At 74.4% G+C, this 25,806-nt stretch carries 23 protein-coding genes and 2 pseudogenes; 14 read left to right on the top strand and 11 right to left on the bottom strand.

The window, feature by feature from the left end; all coding sequences use genetic code 11:
- Window positions 1-21 precede the first annotated feature (21 nt).
- The 6 genes from ygiD to Acit_RS09520 all read left to right on the top strand — a co-directional run bounded on the left by ygiD (window position 22) and on the right by Acit_RS09520 (window position 8,907).
- Complete coding sequence (gene ygiD, locus Acit_RS09545) at window positions 22-792, top strand: 4,5-DOPA-extradiol-dioxygenase (protein WP_446650471.1); 771 nt, start codon at window positions 22-24, stop codon at window positions 790-792.
- Between the two features lie 59 nt (window positions 793-851).
- Window positions 852-2,579 (top strand): arginine--tRNA ligase, encoded by a 1,728-nt coding sequence (gene argS / locus Acit_RS09540; protein WP_248108458.1) that lies wholly within the window; start codon window positions 852-854, stop codon window positions 2,577-2,579.
- A 297-nt stretch (window positions 2,580-2,876) separates the two neighbouring features.
- The gene (gene acnA, locus Acit_RS09535) at window positions 2,877-5,579 is read left to right on the top strand and encodes an aconitate hydratase AcnA (protein ID WP_248108457.1); all 2,703 of its coding nucleotides are present in this window, start codon (window positions 2,877-2,879) and stop codon (window positions 5,577-5,579) included.
- Window positions 5,580-5,585: 6 nt separating this feature from the next.
- Window positions 5,586-7,199 carry a protein kinase domain-containing protein gene (locus tag Acit_RS09530; protein ID WP_248108455.1) on the top strand — a complete coding sequence of 538 codons (1,614 nt, stop codon included), beginning with the start codon at window positions 5,586-5,588 and terminating at the stop codon, window positions 7,197-7,199.
- A 71-nt stretch (window positions 7,200-7,270) separates the two neighbouring features.
- Entirely contained in the window at window positions 7,271-7,870 is a 600-nt protein-coding gene (locus Acit_RS09525) for a hypothetical protein (protein WP_248108453.1), read from the top strand.
- On the top strand, window positions 7,867-8,907 hold the full coding sequence (locus Acit_RS09520) for a helix-turn-helix domain-containing protein (RefSeq protein WP_248108451.1): 1,041 nt from the start codon (window positions 7,867-7,869) through the stop codon (window positions 8,905-8,907). Before Acit_RS09525 ends, Acit_RS09520 begins: the two co-directional genes overlap by 4 nt.
- 18 nt (window positions 8,908-8,925) lie before the next feature.
- Here the strand turns inward: Acit_RS09520 and Acit_RS09515 are convergent, their stop codons facing one another.
- The 4 genes from Acit_RS09515 to Acit_RS09500 form a co-directional block, all read right to left on the bottom strand.
- A complete protein-coding gene (locus tag Acit_RS09515) occupies window positions 8,926-10,368 on the bottom strand; it encodes an MFS transporter (RefSeq protein WP_248108449.1) in 1,443 nt (480 codons plus the stop codon).
- A gap of 93 nt (window positions 10,369-10,461) precedes the next feature.
- Window positions 10,462-11,205, bottom strand: coding sequence for an SCO6745 family protein (locus tag Acit_RS09510; RefSeq protein ID WP_248108447.1), 744 nt, complete (start codon window positions 11,203-11,205; stop codon window positions 10,462-10,464).
- Window positions 11,206-11,277: 72 nt separating this feature from the next.
- A complete protein-coding gene (locus Acit_RS09505) occupies window positions 11,278-12,027 on the bottom strand; it encodes a PIG-L deacetylase family protein (RefSeq protein ID WP_248108445.1) in 750 nt (249 codons plus the stop codon).
- Entirely contained in the window at window positions 12,024-13,250 is a 1,227-nt protein-coding gene (locus Acit_RS09500) for a DEAD/DEAH box helicase (protein WP_248108443.1), read from the bottom strand. Before Acit_RS09500 ends, Acit_RS09505 begins: the two co-directional genes overlap by 4 nt.
- Before the next feature lie 457 nt (window positions 13,251-13,707).
- Here Acit_RS09500 and bcp point away from each other — a divergent pair, with 457 nt between their 5' ends.
- Window positions 13,708-14,187, top strand: coding sequence for a thioredoxin-dependent thiol peroxidase (gene bcp, locus Acit_RS09495; protein WP_248108438.1), 480 nt, complete (start codon window positions 13,708-13,710; stop codon window positions 14,185-14,187).
- A 131-nt stretch (window positions 14,188-14,318) separates the two neighbouring features.
- Window positions 14,319-15,281, top strand: coding sequence for a phosphatase PAP2 family protein (locus Acit_RS09490; RefSeq protein ID WP_248108436.1), 963 nt, complete (start codon window positions 14,319-14,321; stop codon window positions 15,279-15,281).
- A 66-nt stretch (window positions 15,282-15,347) separates the two neighbouring features.
- On the opposite strand, the gene Acit_RS09485 is transcribed toward Acit_RS09490, so the two are convergent.
- A complete protein-coding gene (locus Acit_RS09485; protein WP_248108434.1) occupies window positions 15,348-16,124 on the bottom strand; it encodes an Fpg/Nei family DNA glycosylase in 777 nt (258 codons plus the stop codon).
- A gap of 24 nt (window positions 16,125-16,148) precedes the next feature.
- Here Acit_RS09485 and Acit_RS09480 point away from each other — a divergent pair, with 24 nt between their 5' ends.
- Window positions 16,149-17,291 carry a Coenzyme F420 hydrogenase/dehydrogenase, beta subunit C-terminal domain gene (locus Acit_RS09480; RefSeq protein WP_248108432.1) on the top strand — a complete coding sequence of 381 codons (1,143 nt, stop codon included), beginning with the start codon at window positions 16,149-16,151 and terminating at the stop codon, window positions 17,289-17,291.
- 40 nt (window positions 17,292-17,331) lie between these two features.
- Here the strand turns inward: Acit_RS09480 and Acit_RS09475 are convergent, their stop codons facing one another.
- Window positions 17,332-18,033, bottom strand: coding sequence for a uracil-DNA glycosylase (locus Acit_RS09475; protein ID WP_248108430.1), 702 nt, complete (start codon window positions 18,031-18,033; stop codon window positions 17,332-17,334).
- 24 nt (window positions 18,034-18,057) lie between these two features.
- On the opposite strand from Acit_RS09475, the gene Acit_RS09470 reads away from it, so the two are divergent.
- The 3 genes from Acit_RS09470 to Acit_RS09460 are packed head-to-tail and all read left to right on the top strand — an operon-like array spanning window position 18,058 to window position 19,963.
- Entirely contained in the window at window positions 18,058-18,702 is a 645-nt protein-coding gene (locus tag Acit_RS09470; RefSeq protein WP_248108428.1) for a histidine phosphatase family protein, read from the top strand.
- On the top strand, window positions 18,699-19,193 hold the full coding sequence (locus tag Acit_RS09465; RefSeq protein WP_248108426.1) for an Rv2134c family protein: 495 nt from the start codon (window positions 18,699-18,701) through the stop codon (window positions 19,191-19,193). The genes Acit_RS09470 and Acit_RS09465 overlap by 4 nt, the downstream gene beginning before the upstream one ends.
- Before the next feature lie 5 nt (window positions 19,194-19,198).
- Window positions 19,199-19,963, top strand: a complete 765-nt coding sequence (locus Acit_RS09460; RefSeq protein ID WP_248108424.1) for an Rv2133c family protein — start codon at window positions 19,199-19,201, stop codon at window positions 19,961-19,963.
- Window positions 19,964-19,987: 24 nt separating this feature from the next.
- Here the strand turns inward: Acit_RS09460 and Acit_RS09455 are convergent, their stop codons facing one another.
- Genes Acit_RS09455 through Acit_RS09445 form a run of 3 tightly spaced genes read right to left on the bottom strand, consistent with a single transcriptional unit; the run spans window position 19,988 to window position 22,646 of the window.
- On the bottom strand, window positions 19,988-20,959 hold the full coding sequence (locus Acit_RS09455; RefSeq protein ID WP_248108422.1) for an electron transfer flavoprotein subunit alpha/FixB family protein: 972 nt from the start codon (window positions 20,957-20,959) through the stop codon (window positions 19,988-19,990).
- Window positions 20,960-21,009: 50 nt separating this feature from the next.
- Window positions 21,010-21,783: an electron transfer flavoprotein subunit beta/FixA family protein gene (locus Acit_RS09450; RefSeq protein WP_248108419.1), complete on the bottom strand. Its 774-nt coding sequence runs from the start codon at window positions 21,781-21,783 to the stop codon at window positions 21,010-21,012.
- On the bottom strand, window positions 21,780-22,646 hold the full coding sequence (locus tag Acit_RS09445; RefSeq protein WP_248108417.1) for a glycerophosphodiester phosphodiesterase: 867 nt from the start codon (window positions 22,644-22,646) through the stop codon (window positions 21,780-21,782). The genes Acit_RS09450 and Acit_RS09445 overlap by 4 nt, the downstream gene beginning before the upstream one ends.
- A 169-nt stretch (window positions 22,647-22,815) precedes the next feature.
- On the opposite strand from Acit_RS09445, the gene Acit_RS09440 reads away from it, so the two are divergent.
- Both Acit_RS09440 and Acit_RS09435 read left to right on the top strand, forming a co-directional pair.
- Window positions 22,816-23,106, top strand: a complete 291-nt coding sequence (locus Acit_RS09440) for a WhiB family transcriptional regulator (RefSeq protein ID WP_312710448.1) — start codon at window positions 22,816-22,818, stop codon at window positions 23,104-23,106.
- A 456-nt stretch (window positions 23,107-23,562) separates the two neighbouring features.
- A pseudogene (locus Acit_RS09435) lies at window positions 23,563-24,248 on the top strand (response regulator).
- A 15-nt stretch (window positions 24,249-24,263) separates the two neighbouring features.
- Here Acit_RS09435 and Acit_RS14070 read toward each other — a convergent pair.
- Both Acit_RS14070 and Acit_RS14065 read right to left on the bottom strand, forming a co-directional pair.
- Window positions 24,264-24,974 (bottom strand): sensor histidine kinase, encoded by a 711-nt coding sequence (locus tag Acit_RS14070; RefSeq protein WP_512700038.1) that lies wholly within the window; start codon window positions 24,972-24,974, stop codon window positions 24,264-24,266.
- Window positions 24,951-25,796 (bottom strand): annotated as a pseudogene (locus Acit_RS14065) (histidine kinase N-terminal domain-containing protein); the annotation flags it as partial. The gene Acit_RS14070 and the pseudogene Acit_RS14065, both read right to left, overlap by 24 nt.
- Between the last annotated feature and the right edge of the window lie 10 nt (window positions 25,797-25,806).

Here is a 25,806-nt window from a genome sequence, read left to right as displayed (position 1 = left end):
GGCGCCGACGGGCCCGGGCCGGTGCGGGCGGCCTTCCTCGGCCACGGCTCCCCCATGAACGCCCTAGAGACGAACCGCTGGACGAGAGCCTGGGCCGAGCTCGGGGCCCGGCTCGGCCGGCCCCGGGCGGTGCTGGTGGTCTCGGCCCACTGGTACGTGCCGATGACGGCGGTGACGGCCATGGCCCGGCCCCGGACCATCCACGACTTCTTCGGGTTCCCGCCCGAGCTCTTCGCCGTTCAGTACCCGGCGCCGGGGAGCCCCGAGGTGGCCCGGGAGGTGGCCGCTGCCCTGGCCCCCACCTGGGTGGGCCTCGACGAGGACAGCTGGGGCCTCGACCACGGCACCTGGTCGGTCCTCCGTCACGTCTTCCCCGAAGCCGACGTGCCGGTGGTCCAGCTCTCGGTCGACGCCACGCTGCCCCTCGCCGCCCACCTCGAGCGGGGCCGGCGCCTCGCCCGCCTGCTCGAGGCCGACGTTGCCGTGCTGGGCAGCGGCAACGTGGTCCACAACCTCCGCCGCATGGACCCGGGACGGCCCGAGGCGGGCGAGGACTGGGCGGTCCGCTTCGACGAGGCCACCCGGGCGGTCATGACCAGCGAGCCGGCCAAACTGGTCGACCTCGAGGCCCACCCCGACTGGGCGCTGGCCGTGCCCACCCCCGACCACTTCCTGCCCCTCGCCACCCTGGCCGGGATCGCCGCCGAGCTCGGCCGGCCGGTCGAGGTGCTGACCGACGGCTACGCCTACGGCTCGCTCTCCATGACGGCCTACGCGCTCGCCCCCACCTGAATCACCCCGGCCTGGGCGGGCCCCGTCGAGGGGTGGCCCGGGGCGGGGGAGAATGGGCCATGCCCGACCTCCTTCAGACCCTCGCCGACCGCCTGGCCGCCGCCTTCGCCCAGGTGGCCCCCGGGGCCGACCCGGTGCTGCGCCGCTCGGACCGGGCCGACTTCCAGGCGAACGGGGCCCTGGCCCTGGCCAAGCGGCTCGGCCGGCCGCCGCAGGAGGTGGCCGAGGCGGTGGTCCGAGGCGCCGACCTCGGGGACCTCTGCGAGCGGGTGGAGGTGAGCGGCCCGGGGTTCGTGAACCTCACCCTCGCGGCCGACGCCCTGGCCGAGGCCCTCTCGACCATGGGGGCCGACGATCGCCTCGGGGTCGCCCGCAGCGAGCCGGCCGAGCGGGTCGTGGTGGACTACTCGGCCCCGAACGTGGCGAAGGAGATGCACGTCGGGCACCTGCGCTCCACCATCATCGGGGACGCGCTCGTGCGGGTGCTCGGGTTCCTGGGCCACGAGGTGATCCGGGAGAACCACGTGGGGGACTGGGGCACCCCGTTCGGGATGCTCATCGAGCACCTCCTCGACCTGGGCGAGGCGGCCGCCCTGAAGGAGCTCTCGGTCGGCGACCTCGACGCCTTCTACCGCGAGGCCCGGGCCTCCTTCGACGCGGACCCGGCCTTCCGGGAGCGCAGCCGCCGACGGGTGGTGCTCTTGCAGGCGAAGGACCCTGAGACCCTGCGGCTCTGGCAGCTGCTGGTGGCCGAGAGCGTCCGGGCCTTCCAGGAGGTCTACGACACCCTCGGGGTGCTCCTGCGCCCCGAGGACGTGGTCGGCGAGAGCGCCTACAACGACCAGCTGCCCGAGATCGTGGCCGAGCTGGAGGCCAAGGGCCTCCTCGTGGAGGACCAGGGGGCCCGCTGCGTCTTCCCGCCCGGCTTCACGAACCGGGAGGGCCAGCCCCTGCCCCTCATCGTCCAGAAGTCCGACGGGGGCTTCGGCTACGCGGCCACCGACCTGGCCGCCATCCGGGACCGGGTCCAGCGTCTCGGGGCCCGCCGACTGCTCTACGTCGTCGGGGCGCCCCAGGCCCAGCACCTCCAGATGTGCTTCGCCGTGGCCCGCCTGGCCGGCTGGCTCCCCGAAGCGGTGGACGCCGAGCACGTGGCCTTCGGCTCGGTGCTGGGCACGGACGGGAAGATGTTCCGCACCCGGGCCGGGGGCACGGTGAAGCTGGCCGACCTGCTCCAGGAGGCCGTGGCCCGGGCCGAGGCCGCCCTGGCCGAGCGGGGCCAGGAGGACGAGGACCCGGCGGAGCGCCGAGCGGTGGCCCGGCAGCTCGGCATCGGGGCGGTGAAGTACGCGGACCTGGCCACCGAGCGGACCCGGGACTACGTCTTCGACTGGAACCGCATGCTGGCCTTCGAGGGCAACACCGGGCCCTACGTGCAGTACGCCCACGCCCGGATCCGCTCCATCTTCCGGCGGGCCGCCACCGAGCCGCCCCCGCGAGGCACCCGGCCGCTCCTCGAGGCGCCCGAGGAGCGGGCCCTCGCCCTGGCCCTCGTGGCCTTCCCCCAGACCGTGGCCGAGGTGGCCCGCAGCGCCTTCCCGCATCGGCTCTGCCAGTTCCTCTCGGAGCTGGCCAGCACGTTCACCGCGTTCTACGAGACCTGCCCGGTGCTGCGGGCCGAGACCGAGGAGCGCCGGCAGAGCCGCCTGGCCCTCTGCGACCTGACCGCCCGGGTCCTCGCCCAGGGCCTCGACCTGCTCGGCATCGCCGCCCCCGAGCGCATGTGACGAGCGCAGCGGGGAGCCGGAGCGGCCCGGTCCCGCCCCCCGCCAGAGAGCTCAAGGCGAGGCCAACGACGCCCGATACCTCTTGACGGACGGGGGCTTGCCGGGTCCCTCGCCGAGCCCGGCTCGCTCCCGTCCAGCAGGCACCACGTGCGCCTCGGCCCGAGCGCCGCAGGACGCCGGCAGCGCTCGGCCCCCCGCCTCCCCGGGCCGCCGAGCGGGAGGACCGGTGCGCGGCGCTCGGGCCCGGGGCGAGGTGCCGGATGGGTGCTCGGGCGGCGGGAGGACCAGAATGGGACCATGGTCGACACCCCAGGTCCCCTCGCCCGCTCCCAGGACAGCTTCGGTGCCCGCGGCCAGCTGACCGTCGGCGACCGGTGCTTCGAGGTCTTCCGCCTCGAGGCCCTGGCCGGCCGCTTCCCGGTGGACCGCCTGCCCTACGCCCTGCGGGTCCTCCTCGAGAACCTCCTGCGCCACGAGGACGGCCGGCACGTCCACCCGGCGGACATCCAGGCGGTGGCCAACTGGGCGGCCCAGGGGGGCCGTGCGGGGAGCGGCGAGATCGCCTTCAGCCCCGAACGGGTCCTCATGCAGGACTTCACCGGGGTCCCGGCGGTGGTGGACCTGGCGGCCATGCGGGACGCCATGGCCGCTGCCGGCGGCGACCCAGGGCGGGTGAACCCCCTGGTCCCCGTCGAGCTGGTCATCGACCACTCGGTCATCGCCGAGTACTCCGGCCGACCCGACGCCTTCGCCGCCAACGTCGAGCTCGAGTACCAGCGGAACCGGGAGCGCTACCAGCTGCTGCGCTGGGCCCAGGGGGCCTTCGAGGGGTTCAAGGTGGTGCCCCCCGGCACCGGGATCTGCCACCAGGTGAACCTCGAGTACCTGGCCCGGGTGGTCTTCGCCACCGACGACGGCCAGGCCTACCCCGACACCCTGGTCGGCACGGACTCCCACACCACCATGGTGAACGGCCTCGGGGTCCTCGGCTGGGGGGTCGGGGGCATCGAGGCCGAGGCGGCCATGCTCGGCCAGCCCCTCACCATGCTCGTGCCCCCGGTGGTCGGCCTGCGGCTCACCGGCGAGCTGCGGCCCGGCACGACGGCCACCGACCTGGTCCTCACCATCACGGAGCTGCTCCGGCGCCACGGGGTGGTCGGGAAGTTCGTGGAGGTCTTCGGCCCGGGCCTGGCCCAGCTCCCCCTGGAGCACCGGGCCACCATCGGCAACATGTCCCCCGAGTACGGGGCGACCTGCACGATCTTCCCGGTCGACCAGGCCACCTTGGACTACCTCCGCTTCACCGGCCGCTCCCCCGAGCACCTGGCCCTCGTCGAGGCCTACTGCAAGGAGCAGGGCCTCTTCCACGACCCGGCCAGCCCTGAGCCGGTCTTCACCGAGCTGGTCAGCCTGGACCTCGCCGACGTCGAGCCCTCCTTGGCCGGCCCGGCCCGGCCCCAGGACCGGGTCCCCCTCGGCCAGGCCCCGGCGAGCGCCGCCCGGGCGATCGCCACCCAGCGGGGCGAGGACCCCGGGCAGCTGACCCGCCGGCAGGCCCGGGCCACCTTGGAGGACGGCCAGGAGGTCACCCTGGAGGACGAGGCGGTGGTCATCGCCGCCATCACCAGCTGCACGAACACCTCCAACCCCCAGGTCATGGTGGCGGCCGGGCTCCTGGCCCGCAACGCCCTGGCCCGGGGGCTGCGGCCCAAGCCCTGGGTGAAGACCTCCCTGGCCCCGGGCAGCCGGGTGGTCATGGACTACTACGACCGGGCCGGGCTCACCGAGCCCTTGGCCGCCCTGGGCTTCGACCTGGTGGGCTTCGGGTGCACCACCTGCATCGGCAACTCCGGGCCCCTGCTCCCCGGGGTCTCGGAGGCGGTCCGCTCCGGGGAGCTCTCGGTGGCCGCCGTCCTCTCGGGGAACCGGAACTTCGAGGGCCGCATCCACCCCGACGTCCGGCTCAACTACCTGGCCTCCCCGCCCCTCGTGGTGGCCTACGCCCTGGCCGGCACCATGGCCCTGGACCTCACCACGGACCCCCTCGGCAAGGACGCTGACGGCCGCCCGGTCTACCTGCGGGACATCTGGCCGAGCGAGCAGGACGTGGCCGAGACCATCCGGGCCGCGGTCAGCTCGGCCCTCTTCCAGAAGCGCTACGCCTCGGTGTTCGAGGGTGACGAGCGCTGGCAGGCCATCGAGGTGAGCGGCGGGCAGACCTTCGCCTGGGACCCCCAGTCGACCTACGTGCTCAAGCCCCCCTTCTTCGACCAGGGTCTCGAGCTGCCCCCGCCGCCGGCCGACCTCCACGGCGCCCGAGTCCTCTGCCTGCTCGGGGACTCGGTGACCACCGACCACATCTCCCCCGCCGGCAACATCCGCCCGGACTCCCCCGCCGGCCGCTACCTCCAAGAGCACGGGGTGGCGCCCGCCGACTTCAACTCCTACGGCGCGAGGCGAGGCAACCACGAGGTCATGGTCCGGGGCACCTTTGCGAACATCCGGCTCCGCAACCAGCTGGCCCCGGGAACCGAGGGCGGGGTCACCCGTCACCTGCCCGACGGCGCCCAGATGAGCATCTTCGAGGCTGCCATGGCCTACCAGGCCGAAGGGGTGCCGCTCGTGGTCCTGGCCGGCAAGGAGTACGGCTCGGGGTCGTCCCGGGACTGGGCGGCCAAGGGCCCGGCCCTGCTCGGAGTCAAGGCGGTCATCGCCGAGAGCTTCGAGCGGATCCACCGGTCGAACCTCGTGGGCATGGGCATCGTGCCCCTCCAGCTCCCCGAGGGCCGGACCTGGGCGGAGCTCGGGGTGGACCCCACCGAACCGGTCGAGATCCTGGGTCTTTCGGCCCTCGGGGAGGGCCAGGTGCCCAAGGAGGTGACGGTCCGCATCGGGACGGTCGAGTTCCCGGTCCGGGTCCGCATCGACACCCCCATGGAAGCCGAGTACTACCGCCACGGCGGCATCCTCCCCTACGTGCTCCGGCAGCTGGCCGGCTGACCTCCGGTGGCCGGGCCGACCCCGACCTCGGTCGACGGAGCCGACGCCGTCCTGGCCGGCCGCTGGCAGCTCGGACCGCTCCTCGGCCGGGGCGGCATGGCCGACGTGCACCGGGGCCAGGACCTCGTCGGGGGCGGGGCCGTGGCCGTCAAGGTCCTGCGGGTCCCCGAGCCGACCCTGGCCCGGCGCCTCGCCCAGGAGGCCCAGGCGCTGCGCCGGGTCAGCCACCCGGGGCTGGTCCGGGTCCTCGACGCCGGCAGCACCCCCGACGGTCGGGCCTACCTGGTCATGGAGCTCGTCGAGGGCATCAGTCTCGCCCAGCGCCTCGCCGCGGGCCCCCTCAGCGCCACCGAGACCGCCCGGCTCGGCACCCGGGTCGCCGGGGCGCTGGCCGCGGTCCACGCCGCCGGGGTCGTCCACCGGGACGTGAAGCCCGGCAACCTGCTCGTCGCCCGGGACGGGCAGGTGAAGCTGGCCGACTTCGGCATCGCCAGCCTGGCCGACGTCTCCTCCCTGACCGTCACCGGCACCACCCTCGGTACCGCCGCCTACATGGCCCCCGAGCAGCTCCAGCACCACCAGGTCGGTCCGGCGGCCGACGTCTGGTCCCTCGGGCTGGTCCTCCTCGAGTGCCTGCTCGGCCGCCGCCTCTACCAGGGCAGCCCGGCCGAGGTGGTGGCGAAGCGCCTCGCCGGACCGGTTCCCCTCCCCGAGGACCTGCCGGCCCCGTGGCGCACCCTCCTCGCCGCCATGCTCGCCGAGAACCCCGCCGGCCGGCCCAGCGCCGCCCGCTGCGCCGAGCAGCTGGCCGACCCGGGTCTACGGGTCCCCTGGCAGCCCGCCAGCAGCGTGGCACCGGCCACGGTTCCACTCGCCGCACCCGGCCCGCCCACGGCCGCCCTGGTCCCCACGGCGCTGGCCGACGGCACCGCGCCGCCCGCCCCTGACCTCTCGGCCACCGCCATCGGGGCGCCGGTCCTCGTCCCCCCGGGCGGGCCCACCCGCCGACGCCGCCGTCGGGCACTGGCCGGGGCGGGTGCTGGCCTGCTGGCCGTCGGTGTCCTGGCCTTCCTGCTGAGCGCCGGGGGCGGGACGGCACGACCGATCGAGCATCACCACCGGGCCGCCCCACAGCGCGCGGCGACGCCGACCAGCAGCGGATCGGCAAGCGGCTCGGCCAGCAGCTCCCCGAAGACCCCAAGCCCGCAGGCGGCGGCCGCGGCCCTCTTGGCCGCCGTCGGCGCCGACGTGGCCGATGGAGGGCTCTCGAGCGACCAGGCAGCCAAGATCGGCCGGGACGTCTCGGCGGCCCTCATCGACACCGCCGACGGCTCCCTCGCCAGCGCCGAGAGCGACCTGGCCGGCATCGAGCAGATCGTCGCCAAGGCGACCGACCAGGGCTCGCTGAGCGCCGCCCAGGCGGCCAGCCTCCAAGAGGACCTGGCGAGCCTCGCAGCGGCCCTCGGCCTGCCCGCGCCCAGCGCCCCGACCCAGACCCAGCAGACCAGCGGCGCCAGCGCCTCGGCGCCGGCCCCCGGGCCAGGCCCGTCTCCACCGCCGGGGCCCGCTGGCGGGGGCCCCGGCGGTGGTGGTCCGCCCGGGCACCAGCCGGGCCACTGACGAGGCGAACCGCTGGCGGCCCCGGGGGTGGTATATTTTCTGGTATGTTTTCACCGAGCGATCCTGAGGCCGTGATGGCGGAGCTCGGTGATGACTTCCTCCGGTCGCTGGTTGGTGCAGTCGACAGCGCACGCGAGGACCTGGAGGCGTTCCGGTCCTGGCAACCAGCCTGGTTCCCCAGCATGGCGGAACGAACCCTCGCGAGCTTCGTGCACGACCGCATCTGGGACTCCCTCGGCCAGCTCCTCGGCCCGCACGACGGTTTGACCATGCGAGAGGCTGGCGTGATCCGAGAGGTCGTCGTCGGACGGTACCGTCTGCGTCTGAAACGACACGATTTCGACAATCGGATCAGCAACTACCCGACCCAGACGGCGCTGTCGTTCTGGATCCAGGAGCACGACGGGATGCTCCCGGGCACGGAAGAAGTGCGGCTGGCTGCTGGCTACCGATGGGACCGGGAGACGAGGTCCATGGGTCCAGCACTCCTTTCCTACCGAGACGGGCAGGACAACGTCATGTGGGCGGTCGAGATCGAGTCGCCTGCCGACGCGGTGACCCCGATTCGGGTGAAGCAGGTCGACTGGCCGCCGGCTCCTCGCATCGAGCTGCCCTCGACGCGCCGAGGACGCGTGGCTCCCGGGAACGGGGACCGATCGACTGAGCCATGAGCACCATCGGTGAGCTGCTCACCGTCGCTCGCCGAGCAAGGGGCATGACCCAAGCAGAGCTCGGCGAGCAGGTCGGGGTCAGTCAGGTCACGATCAATCGCTACGAGTCTGGTGATCGCGAGCCGAACGAAGTGATGGTGCGGCGGCTCGCAGCCGTCCTGGGGGTCACCGAGCGATTCTTGCTCCACGGCGAGCGGTATCGCGGTGCCCTGCTCGTCGATGCCCACATGCGGCGTCAGAAGTCCACGAAGGCCTCGCTGTGGCGAATGGCCGAAGCGAAGCTGAACCTCCTCCGGGCCCATGCCTCCCTCCTCTTCGAGGAGGTCGCGCTCGTGGCGGAACAGCGGGTCCCGACCTTCGACCCGGAATTCACCGGTCCGGATGAGGCGGCACGACTCGTTCGCGCCCAGTGGCACCTGCCGATCGGCCCCGTGAGGAATCTTGTCCGGTGGATGGAGGCCGCTGGGTGTCTGGTCTTCGACGAGGATCTTGGCACCCCTCGGATCGACGGTCTTTCCCAGTGGGTCGGTGACTACCCAGTCGTCCTGGTCAACGCGCAGGCCGCGCCCGATCGTCGACGCTTGACCCTCGCTCACGAGCTCGGCCACCTCGTCTTGCACGCAAACGACATCCCGGACGATGCCGAGCGCCAAGCCAACGAGTTCGCTGCGGAGTTCCTCATGCCAGAAGCCGTCATCCGCCCCCAGCTCCGCCGATTGGACTACGGACGGCTGTTCGATCTGAAACGGGAATGGGGGGTTTCCATCCAGGCGATCTTCGAACGAGCCCACCAGCTCGGCCTGGTCACGGCGGACGAGCGGCGTGCCTTCTATCGAGGGCTCAATGCACGCGGGTGGAAGACGAAGGAGCCCCGGGCAGCGGACGTCCCCCTCGAACAGCCCGAACTTCCCGCTTCCATCGGCGCCGCTCTCCGGGCCAAAGGCTTCAGCGTCGAAGAGATCGACGCGCTCGCCGGTTATGCCGCCGGCACGGCAAACCCTTTCCGGCCGCCGAACCGCCGGCTCAGCGTGGTCTGATCGGCGGCCCCCGACGCCTCAGCCGACCGGCAGGGCCTCGGCCGGGTCCTCCAGCGCGGACCTGGCGGCGAGAGGTGCGCCCCCTCCGAGCTCGTCGAGGCTCTTGCCCCGGGGTTCGGGAAGGGCGACGAGGGTGAGGAGGGCCCCGACGAGCGAGGCCCCGGCCATGACCCCCATGACCCCCCGCAGCCCGACCCAGACGAGCAGGTGGGGGACGAGCAGGGCCCCGGCGAAGGCCCCGAGCTTGCCGGCGGCCGCGGCGATGCCGTCGGCGGTGCCCCGCACGGCGGTCGGGAAGAGCTCGGCCGGGTAGACGAAGGTGGTCTGGTTCGGCCCGAACTCCACGAAGAAGTAGCTGAGGGCGAAGAGGCCGAGGAACGCCCCGGTGGTGGCGGTCACCGCCGGGACCAGCCAGATGAGGGCGAAGCTGAGGGCCATGACCGCGAAGCCCTGGGCCTGGATCCAGCGCCGGCCCAGGCGGTCGAGGAGGGCGACCGCCAGCCAGTAGCCGGGGAGGGCGGCCACGAGGAAGATGACCAGCGAGGTCAGGGTGTGGTGGAGCAGGGAGCCGTGCGGCTCCAGTCGGGCGAGGATGAGGGGACTGGAGACGGAGTTGCCGTAGAAGGCGACGTCCATGAGGAACCAGGTCCCCGCCGCGCCGACCAGCCGCAGGAGGAACGGGCTGCGGGTGAGGCGGGGCCGCGCCCCGGGCCGGGCCGGCCGCCCCCGGCTTTCCTCGACGCCCCGGGTGCCGAGGGCCGGCTGCTGGCCGGTCACCCAGGCGGTGGCCGCCGCTGCAGCCGCCTCGTCCCCCCGGACCTCCAGGCTGAACCGGGGGGTCTCCTGGACCTTGCGCCGCAACCAGACCACCGAGGCCGCCGGCAGGGCCCCGAGGGCCAGCAGGAGCCGCCAGGTCAGCCCGGGTGAGACGCCGCCGGCCAGGAAGGCCGAGGCGATGGCCGGGCCGGCCACGAGGCCGACCCCCTGGAGGGCGAAGACCGAGCCGACGAGCTTCCCCCGGGAGCGCCGGTTGGCGTACTCGGCGGTGATGACCGCCGAGGTGGCGTAGTCCCCCCCGATGCCGAAGCCCACCACCAGCCGGAAGACCAGCAGCGACGTGAAGTTCCAGGCCAGGCCCGAGGCGAGGGCGCCGAGCACCAGGATCGCCACCTCGGCCCCGTACATCCGCTTGCGGCCCAGCCGGTCCATGAGGAGCCCGAAGCTCACCGCCCCGACCACCGAGGCGAGGAGGGACGCCGAGTTCAAGAAAGAGATCTGACTGGTGGAGAGGTGGAAGATCGGGGTCAGGATGACCGTGACCGTGCCGACGATGAACAGGTCGTAGGCGTCGGTGAAGAACCCCATGCCGGCAGTCAGCACGGTGAGCCAGTGCCGCCGACCGACCGTGGCCTCGTCGAGCGCCTGGGTCACCCCGCTCGCCTGATGAGCCTGCGAGGGCACGAGGAAGAGCCTTGCCGGGGTCCTTGACCCCCAGGTGTCCTCCGGGTGACCCGAAGGTGAAGCAAAGGTGAACTTCCGGTGACCTGTCCGCGCTCAGGCGGTGGGCAGCGCCTGGGTCATGGCCGTCACCCCGCTCGCCAGGGCCTCCCGACCCGAGTCGTCCAGGACCCCGAAGGCGGGTCCGAGCAGCCGGTCGGTCAGGGCCTCGGCTGTCTGGAGGGCCGCCCGGTCGGCGTCGGTGGGCTCGGGCACCTCGGCCTCCTGCCAGCCGAAGAGCCGGAGCGCGTCGGGCCGGGCTGCCCGGTGGGCCACCGGGGTGGCGAGGCCCGAGGCGACGACGGCCACGAGGTGGGCCGAGCCCCGCAGCTCCCGGAGGGTCACCACGAGGCGGATGGCCCGGCCCGGGAGGTCCTCCGGCAGGGGCTGGGCCACCTGGCCGGCGAAGAGCGGCAGGGCGGAGAAGTCCCGGGTGGCGGCCTGGACCACCGCCTCGGCCGCCTCGCAGAAGACGTCGAGGCCCGCAAGCTCGGCGAAGTGGCGCCGGCCGAACGCCTCGGCGCAGCCCAGGTGGGCCCGGGCGGCCTCCGCCGGCGCGACCCGCTCCCGGCCGGCGGTCCAGGCCCGCTCGACGACGGTCGGGTTGAAGTAGCCGAAGGCGGCGTGGACCACCGTCCAGGGCACGTCCCCGAGGACCCCGCCCCGACCCAGGAAGTAGAAGGTCCCGGGGTCCAGGCCCAACCGCTCCCCGGCGGCCGTGGTCTCGGGGTCGAAGTACCAGGCGGCGCCCAGGCGGTTGATCGGGGGGCAGACGGTCGCGAGCAGCTCTTCGATGGTCACCGGGCCAGCCTAGGGCGGCACGGCCTGGTGCGCCGTGGGACCTGACGGGCCGAGGCCCTCCTCCCGGGCTGCTCAGCCGGTTTGGACCGCCCGGAAGGCCTCGGCGGCCCGCCCCGGCGGCAGGCCGGCCGCCTCGGCGGTGGTCGCCAGCCAGCCGCGGACCCGTTCCTCCATGGCGGCCACGTCAGGGTGCTGGCTGGCGTGGCAACGGAGGGCCGCCAGCTTCCGTTCGACCTGGTCGGTGACGTCGACCACCCGGTCGGGCTGGTCGGTGCCCATGAGCCAGAGCTCCCGGACCACGTGGGGCTCGAGCCCCTCCTCCTCGAGCAGCTCAGGGTGGGCGAAGGGGTTGCGGGCGTCGGGGTAGACGGCGCAGACCGTCGCCTCGGCCGCGGCCAGGTGGTCGGGGTGGCTGGCGAAGATGCGGCTCCAGCTGCGCTCGGGGGACTGGCAGACCACCCGGTCGGGCCGGACCTGGCGGATGACCCGGCTGATGTCCCGCCGGAGCTCCAGGCTGGGGGCGAGCCGCCCGTCGGGGTAGCCGAGGAAGACCACCTCCTCGACGCCGACCTCCTTCGCGGCGGCCTGCTGCTCGGCCCGACGGATCCGGGGCATCTCCCGGCGGGGCACGCTCCGGTCGAACCCGCCGGCGTCGCCGTCGGTCACCACGCAGTAGCTCACCCGCACCCCGGCGTCGGTCCAGGTGGCCACCGTGCCGGCCATCCCGAAGTCCACGTCGTCAGGGTGGGCGGTGACCACGAGCACCGAGCGGACCGGGTCCTCGCCGGGCCGGACGACCAGCAGGCCAGGCCGCTCGCTCACGCCGCGCCCTCCGCCGGGGCGAAGGCGGCCAGATCGGCCAGGCGGGGGTCGTTCGAGAAGATCTCCACGATCGGTTCCTGCAGCCCGAGGCGGCGCTGGATCCGTTCCACCTCGAGGACCTGGTCCCAGAGGACCAAGGTGACCGCCACCCCGCTGCCCCCGGCCCGGGCCGTCCGGCCCGAGCGGTGGAGGTAGGCCTTGTGGTCCTCGGGCGGGTCGTAGTGGACCACCACCTCCACGTCCTCGATGTCCAGGCCCCGAGCGGCCACGTCGGTGGCCACCAGGACCGGCAGCCGGCCGCTGGCGAAGTCTGCGATGGCCCGCTCCCGGGCGGCTTGCCGGAGGTCCCCGTGGATGGCCGCGGCGCTCACCCCCTCCCGGCGAAGCTGCTCCACCAGGCGGTCCGCCCCTCGCTTCGTCCGCACGAAGACGATGACCCGCCGCCGAGGCCGGCAGATGGCCGCGGCGGTGCGGACCTTGTCCATCTGGTGGACCTGCAGGAAGCGGTGGACCATGGAGTCCACTGTCGGGGCCTCCTCGGCCACCTCGTGGCGCACCGGGTCCGACAGCCGCCGTCGGATCAGCCGGTCCACGTCCCCGTCCAAGGTGGCCGAGAAGAGCATCGTCTGGTGGGGCCGCTCCACCCGCCGCAGCAGCCAGTCCACCTGGGGCAGGAAGCCCATGTCGGCCATCCGGTCGGCCTCGTCGAGGACCACGACCTCCAGCTCGCCGAGCACCGCGGCGCCCCGCTCGACCAGGTCGATGAGCCGGCCCGGGGTGGCGATGACCACGTCGGCCCCCCGCTCGAGGGCCCGGACCTGGCGGTCCAGGTCGGCACCGCCGTAGACCACGGCCACCCGGCGTTCGACCGCGGCCGCCAGGGGCTCGAGGACCTCGGCGACCTGCAGGGCCAGCTCACGGGTCGGGACCAGCACCAGGCCCCGCGGGGCCCCCGGGTCGGCCCGGCCGACCCGGCTGAGCAGGGGCAGGCCGAAGGCCAGGGTCTTGCCCGACCCGGTCTTCGCCTTCCCGCACACGTCCCGTCCCGCCAGCCCGTCGGGGATGGTCTGGCGCTGGATCGGGAAGGGCTGCTCGATGCCCTGGGCGCCGAGGACCCGGGCCAGGGGCTCGGCCACCCCGAGGGCCACGAACGCCGCCGACGGGGGACCCTCGGGCACCACCGTGGCCACCGTGCGCGTCGGGGCCTCGGGCCGCGAGCTCACCGACACCGGGGAGCGATCAGCGCTCCCGCCTCCTGGGCGCCGCCTCCGCCGGCGGCGCCGAGGCTGCTCGGTCGGATCCGATCGGGGCACCTGCCCCGCGGCGGCTTCGTTCGTCATCGTTCTCCTGTCCCTGTCGGCAGCCCCGGGGGCGCCTCGCTGCCGGTCCCTTCCGGCACCTGGCGCGTGCCCGCACCACGGCGACCGGCGTACCAGCAGCGACCCGCTCCGACCGGCGAGCCCTCGCCAGCGGCACGGAGCGCACGGCACAGGAGCACCAGGCGGTGCCCTCGACGACCGGCGGTGCTCCGCCGGCGAGACCGGCGTCCGGTGTCCCAGGACCGCCCGTGCGGCAGTCCGCAACCGAACGCCCCTAGTCTACCGGCTCGAGGTTCACTCGGCGCGGACCCCGGGGAGGGCACCCGACGCCGTCCCCGCCGAACCGACGAAGGAGACCCCCATGGCGCCGCCCCGCAAGCTCCAGGCCGGCCAGCCGGCACCGCCCTTCACCCTGCCGGACCAGGACGGCAACCCGGTGTCCCTGGCCGACTTCGCCGGTCGGCGGGTGGTCGTCTACTTCTACCCGGCCGACGACACCCCGGGCTGCACCACCGAGGCCTGCCAGTTCAACGACAACCTGACGGCCTTCGAGCGGGCCGGGGTGACCGTCCTCGGCATCTCGCCCGACGGGGCCGAGCGCCACCAGCGCTTCCGGGCGAAGCACGGCCTGCGCTTCCCCCTCCTCACCGACGCCGACCACCAGGTCATGGCGGCCTACGGCGCCTACGGGGAGAAGACCCTCTACGGCCGGACCACCCTGGGCGTCATCCGCTCGACCTTCGTCGTGGGCCCCGAGGGCACCGTGGAGCGGGCCTGGTACAACGTCCGGGCGAACGGGCACGCCGAGAAGGTCCTCGCCGCCCTGGCCGAGCTCGGCTGACCCTGCCGGTCTCGCCGGCTGGCGGGTGAACGAGAGGCGACCGCCAGGTGAACGGGAGGGGACTTCGGTAACCTTTCCGTTCCGATGACCGGAGGACCGAGGACCGCACGGCCGGTCGGGGGGCGGGTCCGGTGACCCGGGAACTGGCCTTGACCCGCTCGGCGGGCGGCCTCAGCCTGAACGATCGCTGGTACCTGGACGTCAATCGGTTCGCTCGCCACACCCCGAGCCTGCACGCGTTCATGCGCTTCTACGCCCACTTCGGCGGGGTCGGGCTGCTGGCCCTGCTGCTCCTCGTGGCCTGGTGGGTGGCCCGCTTCGACCGGCGGCCCGAGCGGGCCGTGGCCCTCGTGCTCTGGGCGGCCGGCGGCACCGTGCTGGCGTGGATCCTGGCCCACTACGGCCTGAAGCCTCTCGTGGCCGAGAAGCGGCCCTACCTGGTCCTGCCCCACGTCGAGGTCCTCTTGCACCGCACCCACGGCTATGCGTTCCCCTCGGGTCACGCCACCGTGGCCGGGGCGGTCATCGCCGGGCTGTGGCTGGCCCGCCGCTGGATCCTCGCCGCCCTGGCCACCGTGGCCGGCCTGCTCCTGGGCTTCGGGCGGGTCTACACCGGGATGCACTACCCCTTCGACGTGGTCGGCGGCCTGCTCATCGGGGCGGCCTTCGTGCTGGTCCTGGCCTGGCCGGCCGTGGCGGTGCTCGAAGCCTTCGACCGGCTGCTCGTCGAGCACACCCCCTTCGGCTGGCTGGTCCGGGCCGGGGGCCGCGCCCGGCGCTCGGGACCCCTGGGCGGCGGCTCCCGGAGCGGGGGTTCGCCCTGGCGGGGTGCCGCTCCCATGGTCGGCACCGGGACCCCCGGGGGTGCGGGGGGCGCACCCGGGCCCGCCGGCGGGTCGGCCCCCGGCGCCCCGACCCGGACGGCCCAGACGGTCCACCCGAGCCACCCGGAGTGGCAGCCGGTCTCGGAACGAACCGTCCTCTCCACCCCTGGCGCCCCTCGCCTGGCCGGCATCCCCGGGCCGAGCCCAGCCGGGCCCGAGGGCCCACCGGGCCAGCCGGCCGCCGCCCCCGAGAGGGCCGACCCGAGCTGAGGAGCCCGAGGGCAGCGCGAAGCGAGCAGCCACGGGCCCAGCCTCGCCACGCTGCCCGCTGCGGGCTCAGCGCTGGTGCGCCGGGCACCACCAGGTGGTCCGCCCCCCGACCCGTCCCCGAACCAGGGGCGTGCCGTCCCGGGGGCAGCGCCCTCCGGGGTGCCGCTCGGGCATCAGGTCGCCGAGGTGCGAACCACCCCGGGCCACGAGGTCGGCGAGGGTGCGCCGGAGGGTTCGATGGAGCCGTGCACGATCGGCCGCCCCAAGGCTGCCGGCGGGGCGGTCCGGGGCGAGGCCCGCTCGCCAGAGCAGCTCGTCGGCCACGAGGTTGCCGATGCCGGCGATCCGGCGCTGGTCCAGCAGCCGGGCCTTCAGGGCCACCGGGCCCTGCAGGGCCCGGGCGAGGTCGGCGGGGGTGGCCGTGAGGGCGTCGGGCCCGAGGGCGTCCTCCTCCGGGTCGAGGGCCACCCGACCGAGCAGGCGGGGGTCCACGAGCCCCAGGCTGCCGCCGCCCTCGAAGCGGACCTCGAGGCGGAGCCAGCGCGGCTCGACCCGCGGGCTGGCCCACAGGAGGCGCTCCACAGGGCTCCAGCCGTCGACCAGCAGCCGCCCGGTCATCCCGAAGCGCAGGCCGAGCCGACCCGGTGGCAGGTCCAGGACGAGGAGCTTGCCCCGTCGACGGGCCGCCACCAGCTCGCGGCCCGGCAGCAGCCCGGCGAGCATCGTCGCCGTGGTGCCCGGCGCCAGCGCCCGGGGGTCCCCGACCACCACCTGGGCCACCCGGCGCCCGAGGGCCGCCTGGGCGGCCAGGCGGTACGCCTCGACTTCGGGCAGCTCGGGCACCGGGTCCGACGGTAACGTGGCGCCATGCCGCCCGAGAAGCCCCACTGGGCCCACCTGCTCCGGGAGGTCGTGACCACGGGGCTCTGCACGGGCTGCGCCGCCTGCGTGGTGGCCTGCCCCCACGACGTCCTGCAGTACGACCACGAACGGGCCTTCAAGCCCTGGAAGGTGGAGGCCGACGGGGGCCCCGAGGACTGCACCCACGGGGTCAAGGGCTGCACCATGTGCACCCGGGCCTGCCCGCGTTTTCGGACCTGGGAGCCCGAGGTGGACACCCACCTCTTCGGCCGGCCCCGCGCCGCCAAGGAGGTCGCCGGGGTGGCCCGGCGGACCCTGCTCGCCCGGGCGGCCGACCCCGCGCTGCACCAGGCCGGGCAGGACGGGGGGCTGGTGTCAGCACTGCTGGTCTGGGCGCTCGAGCACGACGTCATCGACGCTGCCCTGGTCTCGGGCCTCGAGGGCGACGGGACGTCGTGGCGGGCCGTGCCCCGGGTGGCCCGGACCCGGGAAGAGGTCCTGGCGAGCGCCGGGTCCCGCTACACCTACTCGGCGAACACTCTCGCCTACCGGGAGGCCACCGAGGCCGGGGCCGAACGCCTGGCCTTGGTCGGCATGAGCTGCCAGGCGTCGGTGCCCGCGGTGATGGCGGCCCGGAAGGCCGGCAAGGTGGCTCGGCGGCTGACCCTCTCGATCGGCCTGCTCTGCTCGAAGACCTTCGACGACGCCATCTTCCCGGAGCTCTTCGAGGCCCGCTACGGCCTGCGCCGGGAGGACATCGCGAAGATCAACATCAAGGGGGTCTTCCAGATCTGGACCCGGGACGGGCAGTACCACGAGGTGCCCCTCAAGGAGGGCCACGCCTGGACCCGGGAGGGCTGCCTCCACTGCCCCGACTTCGCCGCCGAGCACGCCGACATCGCCACCGGTGGCATCGGGGCCTTCAACGACTGGACCCTGACCATCGTCCGGACCGAGCGGGGCGAGGAGGTCCTCGAGGGGGCCCTGGCTGACGGGGTCCTCGAGACCCGGCCGGTCGAGGACGACCCCGACGTCCTGCCCCTCCTCCGCCGCCTCGCCCGGGTCAGCCGCCGCCGGTGGCCGGAGGGGGCCGACCCGGCTCCCCGGCTCCTGCCGGCCGCGGGCGGCACCGGCGGGGCCCCGGCCTGAACCGGGCTGCACAGCACCGGATCGCGCAGCACCGGATCGCTCAGCCCGCGGCCAGGGCCTTGGCTCGCTCGAGGACCTCGTCGAGCATGGCCGCGGTGAGCCGGCCGGTGAAGGTGTTCTGCTGGCTGGGGTGGTAGGAGCCGAGCAGCCAGCGCCCGTCGGGTAGGCGGTGGGCAGCGCCGTGGCCGAAGCGGGGCCGGGGCCGGCAGCCGGCCTCGGCGGCCAGGGCCGCCCAGGCGATGCCCCCCAGGGCGAGCAGCACCCTGGCCCTTGGCAGGAGGGCCAGTTCGCGGCGGAGGAAGGGCCGGCAGGCTGCCAGTTCCGCCGGGGTCGGGCGGTTGGCCGGCGGGGCGCAGCGGCACACGGCGGTGACGTAGGCGTCGCGAAGCTCCAGGCCGTCGTCGGCGGCCACGCTCGTCGGCTGGTTGGCCAGCCCGGCCCGGTGCAGGGCAGCGACGAGCCAGTCCCCGGAGCGGTCCCCGGTGAACATCCGGCCGGTCCGGTTCGCCCCGTGGGCCGCCGGGGCCAGGCCGACGAGGACGATGCGGGCCGAGGGGTCCCCGAAGCCGGGCACGGGCCGACCCCAGTAGGGCTGGTCGGCGAAGGCCCGGCGGCGCTGGCGGGCCACCTCCTCCCGGTGGGCCACCAGGCGGGGACAGGCCCGACAGGACTCGACCTCCGCCCGGAGGGCCGCCAGCGCGGCGGGCGCCGGCGAGGCAGCCGGCGGGAGTCGACGGGCCATGGGCGCAGCGTACGATGCGTGTTCGTGCCCCCCCGTCGTCGAGCGTCCCATGCCGTCTGCTTCCTGGTCCGCCACGGTCGGACTCCGACCACCGGCAAGGTGCTGCCGGGGCGGGCCCCGGGGCTGCACCTCTCCGACGAGGGCCGCCGCCAGGCCGAGGCCACTGCCGAGCGCCTGGCGGCGCTGCGCCGCCCCCCGGTCGCGGTGTACGCCTCGCCCCTGGAGCGGGCCATGGAGACCGCCCAGCCCATCGCCCGGGCCCTCGGGCTCCGGGTGCGGCCCCTTCGGGGCCTGCTGGAGCTCGACTTCGGGGAGTGGACCGGGGCGTCGTTGGCCGCCCTGCGCCGGCGCCGGGAGTGGCAGGCGGTCCAGCACCTGCCCAGCACCTTCCGGTTCCCCGGGGGCGAGTCCTTCGCCGCCATGCAGCAGCGGGTCCTGGCCACCTTGGACGACCTGGCTGAGCGGCACCGGGGCGAGTCCTACGTGGCCGTCTCCCACGCCGACCCCATCAAGGCGGCGGTGGCGGCCACCGCAGGGGTGCCCCTGGACCTCTTCCAACGGCTCGTGGTCTCGCCCTGCTCGGTGACCGCCCTGGCCCGGGGCGGCGGGATGTCGCACGTCTTGTGCCTGAACGCCACCAGCGACCTCGGGGAGCTGGGCCTCTCGTGAGCACCGTGGATCTTGGCGACGTCGATCGCTTCACCGTGGCCGCCCTCGGGCCGGTCGGGCAACGGACCTTCTTGCTCCAGTGCCGATCGGAGCAGACCGTCTTGACCCTGAAGGTGGAAAAGCAGCAGGTCGCCGTCCTCGCCGAGTACCTGGGCCGGCTGCTGCGGGACCTGCCCCGGCCCGGCCACCTGCCCGAGGACCTCGAGGTGGAGGAGCCGGTCGAGCCCCACTGGGTGGTGGGGACCATGGGGGTGAGCTACGACGCCGAGCTGGACCGCATCGTGCTCATCGCCGAGGAGCTGGTCCCCGAGGACGAGGAGGGCGACGCGGCCCGGTTCACCGTCACGCGGGAGCAGGCCGCGGCCTTCGCCGTCCGGGCCACCCGTCTCGTGGAGGCCGGCCGCCCCCCCTGCCCCCTCTGCGGCGGGCCCATCGACCCCTCCGGCCACGCATGCCCCAGGACCAACGGCCATCGTCCACCGACGAACTGATCGCCGTGGCCGCGACGGCGGCCGAGGCGGAGGTCGATGCTCGCCTGGCGGCCCTCGGCGCCGGGGAGGTGGAGCTGGTGGGTCGGCTGGCCGACAGCTCGAACCAGGCCTTCGTGGTGCTCTGCCGGCAGGGCCCCCTCGTGGTCCCCGCGGTCTACAAGCCGGCCGAAGGGGAGCGGCCCCTCTGGGACTTCCCCCCGGGCATCCACCGCCGGGAGGTGGCCGCCTATCTGCTGTCAGAACTCCTCGGCCTGGGCCTGGTGCCCGAGACCGTCGAACGGGTCGACGCCCCATTCGGTCCCGGTTCCCTCCAGCGCTTCGTCCCGGCCGACTTCGCGGAGCACTACTTCACGCTGGTCGAGCAGCCGGCCCAGCAGGAACGCCTCCGAGCACTCGCCGCCTTCGACGTCGTGGCGAACAACGCGGACCGCAAGGCCGGCCACGTGCTGGCCGAGCCGAGCGGCACCCTGTGGGCCATCGACAACGGCCTCTGCTTCCACGCCGAGCCGAAGCTCCGGACGGTCATCTGGGAGTTCGCCGGCCAGGAGCTCCCTGAGGACCTCCGGGAACCCCTGGCCCGGCTGCTCGCCGCCCTGACCGGCCGACGCCGGGCCGACCCTCCGACGCAGCGCCACCTCGAGCTGCTCGGCGACCTCCTGGAACCGGAGGAGCGAGCCGCCTTGGTCCGGCGCATCCGCCAGCTGCTGGCCCGGGGACGCCTCCCGTCCCCGGACTCCCGGCGCCGGCCCTACCCCTGGCCCCTGGTGTGAGGGCCCTGGCGCGCGGGCCCGGCCTCAGCTGCGGGCCTTCAGGGCCTCGATGAGCTTCGGCAGGACCTTGTGGACGTCACCCACGATCCCGAGGTCGGCCACCGAGAAGATGGGGGCCTCGGGGTCCTTGTTGATGGCGATGATGTGCTTGGCGCCCTTCATGCCCACCAGGTGCTGGGTCGCCCCGGAGATGCCGCAGGCGATGTAGAGGGTCGGCTTGACCGTCTTGCCGGTCTGGCCGACCTGGTGCGAGTAGGGCACCCAGCCGGCGTCCACGATGGCCCGGCTGGCCCCGGCCGCCCCGTGGAGCAGGCGGGCCAGCTCCTCGACCAGGGCGTAGTGCTCGGCCGCCCCGAGGCCCCGGCCACCGGAGACCACCACGTCGGCCTCGTCGAGCTTCGGGCCGCTGCGCTCCTCCACGTGGCGCTGCTGCACGCTGGCCGCCGACACCGCCCCGACCTCGGGCACGGTGAGGGTCTCGACGCTCGCCGGGCCGCCACCCGCCGACTCGGCCGGGAAGGACTTCGCCCGGATGACGAAGATGCCCGGCCGCGCCCCGGTGAAGCGGGCGGTCACGATCTGGGTGCCACCGAAGACGGCGTGCTCGGAGCGCAGCTCCCCGTTCTCCTCCACCAGGCCCACGACGTTCGTCAGGACCGGCACGTCCAGGCGGGCCGAGAGGCGCCCGGCGATGTCCCGGCCGTCGTAGGTGGTGGGCACGAAGATTGCGTCGGGCTGGTCCCCCGAGCGGACCCGCTCGGCCAGGGCCGCGGCCACCAGCGGACCGGGCAGCTTGCCGCCGAGGTCTCCCAGGTCGTAGACGACCTGGGCGCCGTACTCCCCGAGGGTGCCGGCCAGGCCCTCGGCCCCGCCGCCCCAGGTCACCGCCTTCACCGTCCCCGCCATCGCCCGCGCCTGGGTCAGCAGCTCCAGGGCCGTGGGGACCGGGGCGCCGTCCTGCTGCTCGGCCAGCACCCAGATGGTGTCGATCGCCATGACTGTCCCGTCTCCTCCTCGCCGGCCACCCCCTGGCGGCCCGGCCCTCGTCAGATCAGCTTCAGCTGCTCCAGGAACTGGATGATCCGCTCGTGGGCGTCGCCCTCGTCGGTCACGATCTCGCCGGCCCCCCGCTCCTCGGCGGGGACCACCGACACGATCTCCTGCCGGGCCCCGCCGAAGCCGACCTCGTCCGGCGAGAGGCCCAGGTCGGCCACGGTCAGCTGCTCGACCGGCTTGGACTTCGCGGCCATGATCCCCTTGAACGACGGGTACCGGGGCTCCACGACCCCGGCGGTCACCGTCACCACGCACGGCAGGGGGCACTCCACCTCGTCGTAGCCGGCCTCGGTCTGCCGCTCGACCCGGACCTTGCCGCCCTCCACAGTCACCTTCTTCGCGAAGGTCACCGAGGGCAGTCCGAGCAGCTCGGCCAGCTGGACCGGCGTCGTGCCGGTGTAGCCGTCGGTGGACTCGGTGGCCGCGATCACCAGGTCGGGGTTGACCCGCTCGATGGCCTTGGCCAGCACCTTGGCCGTCCCGAGGGCGTCGGTGCCCCGCAGGGCCTCGTCGCTCACCAAGATGGCCTTGGCGGCCCCCATGGCCAGGGCGGTCCGCAGGCCCGAGACCTCACCGTTCGGGGCCATCGAGACCAGGGTCACCTCGCCGTCGTCCCCGGCCAGCTGCAGCCCCATCTCGACCCCGTAGGCGTCGGAGTCGTCCAGGATCAGCTTGCCGTCCCGGACCAGGGTGTGCCGCTCGGGGTCCAGCGCCGGGGGCGCGGCGGGGTCGGGGATCTGCTTGGCGCACACGACCACGTTCATGGGCGCGATTGTTCCCGAAGACCCCCCGGCTCGACCAATCCGCTGGAAGGGGGCCCCGTCACCGCCCGGACCTCGGCCGCCACCGCCAGGGCCTCGTCGGCGATCACCCCGTCGACCCCTGCCGTCAGGCAGGCCCCAAGCGCCGGGCCGGGCAGGACCGTCCAGGTCATCACCCCGAAACCGGCCTCCTGGGCAGCGGCCACCGCGACCGGGTCCAGGTCCTCGACGAAGGGCAGCACCCACGTGGCCCCGAGGGCCTCGGCCCGCCCGAGGAGCGCGGTGGCCTCCAGGCCAGGTCGAAGGAGCCAGCCCCGGGCCACGGGCAGGTCGGCCTCAGCCGCGGCCGCCCCCAGGGCCTCCAAGGCCTCGGGCCAGAAGCAGCTGAGCAGCCAGCTGGCCGCCGGGTCGGGGACGGGGCCTGGGTCGGGGACGGGGCCAGGGTCGGGGGCCGGGCCGGGCCCGGGCCGGACGAGCACCTCCCGGCGGGCCTCGGCCAAGCAGGCCACCACGGCGCGCACCAGGGCGGCGGTCGACTCGGGCCCGAGCTCGAGCGGCGAGGCCTTCACCTCCACGTCGACCAGTCGACCCCGAAGGGCTGCCAGGGCCGCCCGGAGGGTCGGGACGCCTGGGGGCAGGTCGGCGGCGGGCACCTCGGCGAGGAGCCGACCGTCGGCCAGCTGGGGGTCGTGGTGGACCATCACCACCCCGTCGGCGCTCAGCCGAGCGTCGAGCTCCACCCCGGCCACCCCGCTGGCCGCGGCGTTCGCCACCTGCTCGAAGGCAGCCAGGCTGTTCTCCGGGGGGTCCTGCCCCGCCGGCTGGCCCGCCCGCCCCCGCAGGAGGCCGCGGTGAGCGAGGACCACGGGCCGCCCGCCCGATCTTCCCTGCTCACGCCCCTTGCAGTCGGACCAGCTCGGGAGTATGTTCACGAGGCCGAGTCGATCAGACGGTCAACTGCCGTGGCCAGTCTTGTGACCTGGTGCACAAGCGACCGCGTGCCACGACGATGGGGACAGCTTGAGGAGGCGCTCCGTGGCACTCACGTGGAACCGGGCTGTGGAGTGGGATGCGGACGACTGGCGGAAGCACGCCGCGTGCCGCCACACCGAGCCCGACCTGTTCTTCCCGGTGGGCACCACCGGCCCGGCAGTCGAACAGATCGAGGCAGCCAAGCGGGTCTGCCAGACCTGCGCTGCCATCGAGCCCTGCCTGGAGTTCGCGCTGGCCACGAACCAGGAGTCGGGCATCTGGGGTGGCACCTCCGAGGAGGAGCGCCGCAAGCTGCGCAAGAGCTGGCTGGCCGCCCGCCGCCGAGCCTCCTGAGCGACGATCCGTCCCGGCCGCGCCGGCGAGCCACCCCGCAGCTTTCCCAAGCCCCTCCCCAACCGACGGTCGGACCAGCTCGTGGCGGCGCTCACGCGCCCTTCCCCCTCCACGGTGCGCATGCTGGCACGGCTCGGACCGCCGATGCCAGCCGTGCGAGCCGCGACCGTCCGCACCCCGGGGTGGCGAGCCGAGAAGCGTCGGGGGGCAAGGAGGGCGACCAGCGAGGACGCCAAGGGCCTCGAGGAGCCATGAGGCGTCACGAGCGTTTTCGACGCTGATCGCCTATGGTGGGCTGCTGTCGGAGCCTGCGGGTCGGGGTGGGGTCGGTCGACCGCAGGCACCCCTGATGCCGGGGCGGCCGCGACCACGGAGGGGTGGCCGGTCCATGGGCACACGGTGTCGGCGTAGCGGGAAGGGAGCGAGCCCAGTGGAGCGGACCCTGAGGTGGCCCAGATGAGCGCCTCTCGCCAGAACCCGGCGATCCTCATCGCCGAGGACGATCCGGGCAGCCGGACAGCCACCCGACTGTTCCTGCAGCGCTTCGGGTACCGGGTCGGGGAAGCGACCGACGGGCCGGGCACCCTCCGGGAGGCCAGCCTGGGCCGCTACGACCTGGTCCTTTTGGACCTGGGCCTGCCGGGGCTCGACGGCGAGGACGTCCTGCTGCGCCTCCGTCGGGACAGCGCCCTGCCGGTCATCGTCCTGACCGGCCGGTCCGAGGAGCAGGAACGGATCCGCCTGCTGGACCTGGGGGCCGACGACTACATCGTGAAGCCCTTCTCCCTGCCCGAGCTCGAGGCTCGGATCCGGGCGGTCCTCCGCCGGGGTCAGCCCCAGCCGGCCAGCGGGCGGATCGAGCACGGCGACCTGGTCGTCGACCGGCACACCCACCGGGTCACGAAGGCGGGCAAGCCCATCGAGCTGACCCCGAAGGAGTTCGACCTCCTGGCGTTCCTGGCCGCCAACCCCGACCAGGTCTTCACCCGAGAGGAGCTCCTGCCGTGACCGAGCACGTCCGGCGCCTGCGCCTGAAGCTGGAGGACAGCCCGGCGAACCCCCGGTGGATCCACACCGTCCGGGGCGTGGGCTACCGCTTCGCCGACCTGGGTCCCCAGGGCCCTGGCAGCTCGGCGAGCTGACCCCCGGTCGGCCCCTCAGCCGGCCGGGCCCCCGAGGGGCACGTCGATGACCACCTCGGTGCCCGGCCCGCTGCCCGGCCCGGCGCCCGCCGGCTGGGTGCTGGCCGGGCTTCGCATCTCGATGGTGCCCCCGAGCTGGCTGGTGACGAGGCTCCGGACGATGGAGAGCCCCAGGCTGGTGGTGTCCTCGATCGAGAAGCCCACCGGCAGGCCCTGCCCGTCGTCGACCACCCGGACGTGCAGCCGCCCGGCCTGGGCGCCGAGGTCCACCTCGACCCGGCCGGGGCCCTGCTCCCCGGAGCGGAAGGCGTGCTCGACGGCGTTCTGGAGCAGCTCGGCAAGCACCACCGCCAAGGGGGTGGCGACGTCGGCCGGCACCGCTCCCAGGTCCCCGCTCACCTCGATCGCCACCCGGTGGTCCCCGGTGGCCGAGTCCTCGGCCATGCGGACCAAGGAGGCCACGATCTCGTCGAAGGGCACCTCCTCGCCCGGCTCTCGGGAGAGGACCTCGTGGACCACGGCGATCGACCGGACCCGCCGCTCGGCCTCCCGCAAGGCCTCCTGGCCCCGGCCGGGCTCGAGCCGGCGGGCCTGGAGGCTGAGGAGGGACGAGATGGTCTGGAGGTTGTTCTTCACCCGGTGGTGGACCTCGCGGATGGCGGCGTCCTTCGAGAGCAGCAGCCGGTCCCGTCGCCGGAGGTCGGTGACGTCCCGGACCAGCACCATGGCCCCCGTGACGTCCCCCTCGGCGAGCAGCGGGGTGCAGTGGAGCAGCACGATGACGTCCGGTCGGCGTTCGACCTCCTCGATGACCGGTCGGCCGCTCGCCAGGGCTCGACTGACCGCGGTGTCGTCCACCCCCAGTTCGCCCAGGCGGTGCCCCTCGGGCACGGCCGTGACCCCCATGCGGTGCAGGGCGCTCATGGCGTTCGGCGAGGAGAACACCACCCGGCCGTCCGCGTCGACCAGCAGCAGCCCGTCCCCCACCCGGGGGGCGTCCTCCCCGAGGGCCTCCTGACCCGGTGCCGGGTACGTCCCCTCGGCCACCATGGCCGCCAGCCGGTCGTAGAGGCCGCGGTAGACCCGCTCGAGGCGACCCGAACGCCGCCGGTGCTCGATCGGGGTGATCCGGACCATCGCCGCCACCGGCCGGCCGGCCAGGCAGACCGGCACGGCCTCGAGGCGGACCTCCTCGGGCACGGGGGGCAGCTCGCCGGTCTCGGCCAGGCCCATGCTGGAGACCAGCAAAGCCCCCTCGGGCACGGGCAGGGGGCCGGTGGCCGAGCAGATCTCCCGGCTGGTGAGGGCCTCGGCCACCACCGGCCAGTCCTCGGCTGCCAGCAAGCTGCCCACGAGGTCCCCGGGGAGGACGGTCGAGGCGGTGGTCGGCCGGATCTGGCCCAGGACCACCAGCTGGGCTCCCTCGCCCTCCGCCCCCCGCACCGGCACGAGGAGCAGGAGGTCCGAGAAGGACAGGTCCGCGAGGGCGCCCCAGGCCCCGAGGAGGCGCTGGAGGTGGGCCAGGGCCTCACCGTCCAAGGCGGTGTGGCTGGCGGCC

The organism is Aciditerrimonas ferrireducens (genome assembly GCF_023130475.1).
GTDB lineage: Bacteria > Actinomycetota > Acidimicrobiia > Acidimicrobiales > UBA8190 > Aciditerrimonas > Aciditerrimonas ferrireducens.
Note: the sequence above shows the minus strand (reverse complement) of the source record. Positions and strands in the feature narration are given on the sequence as shown.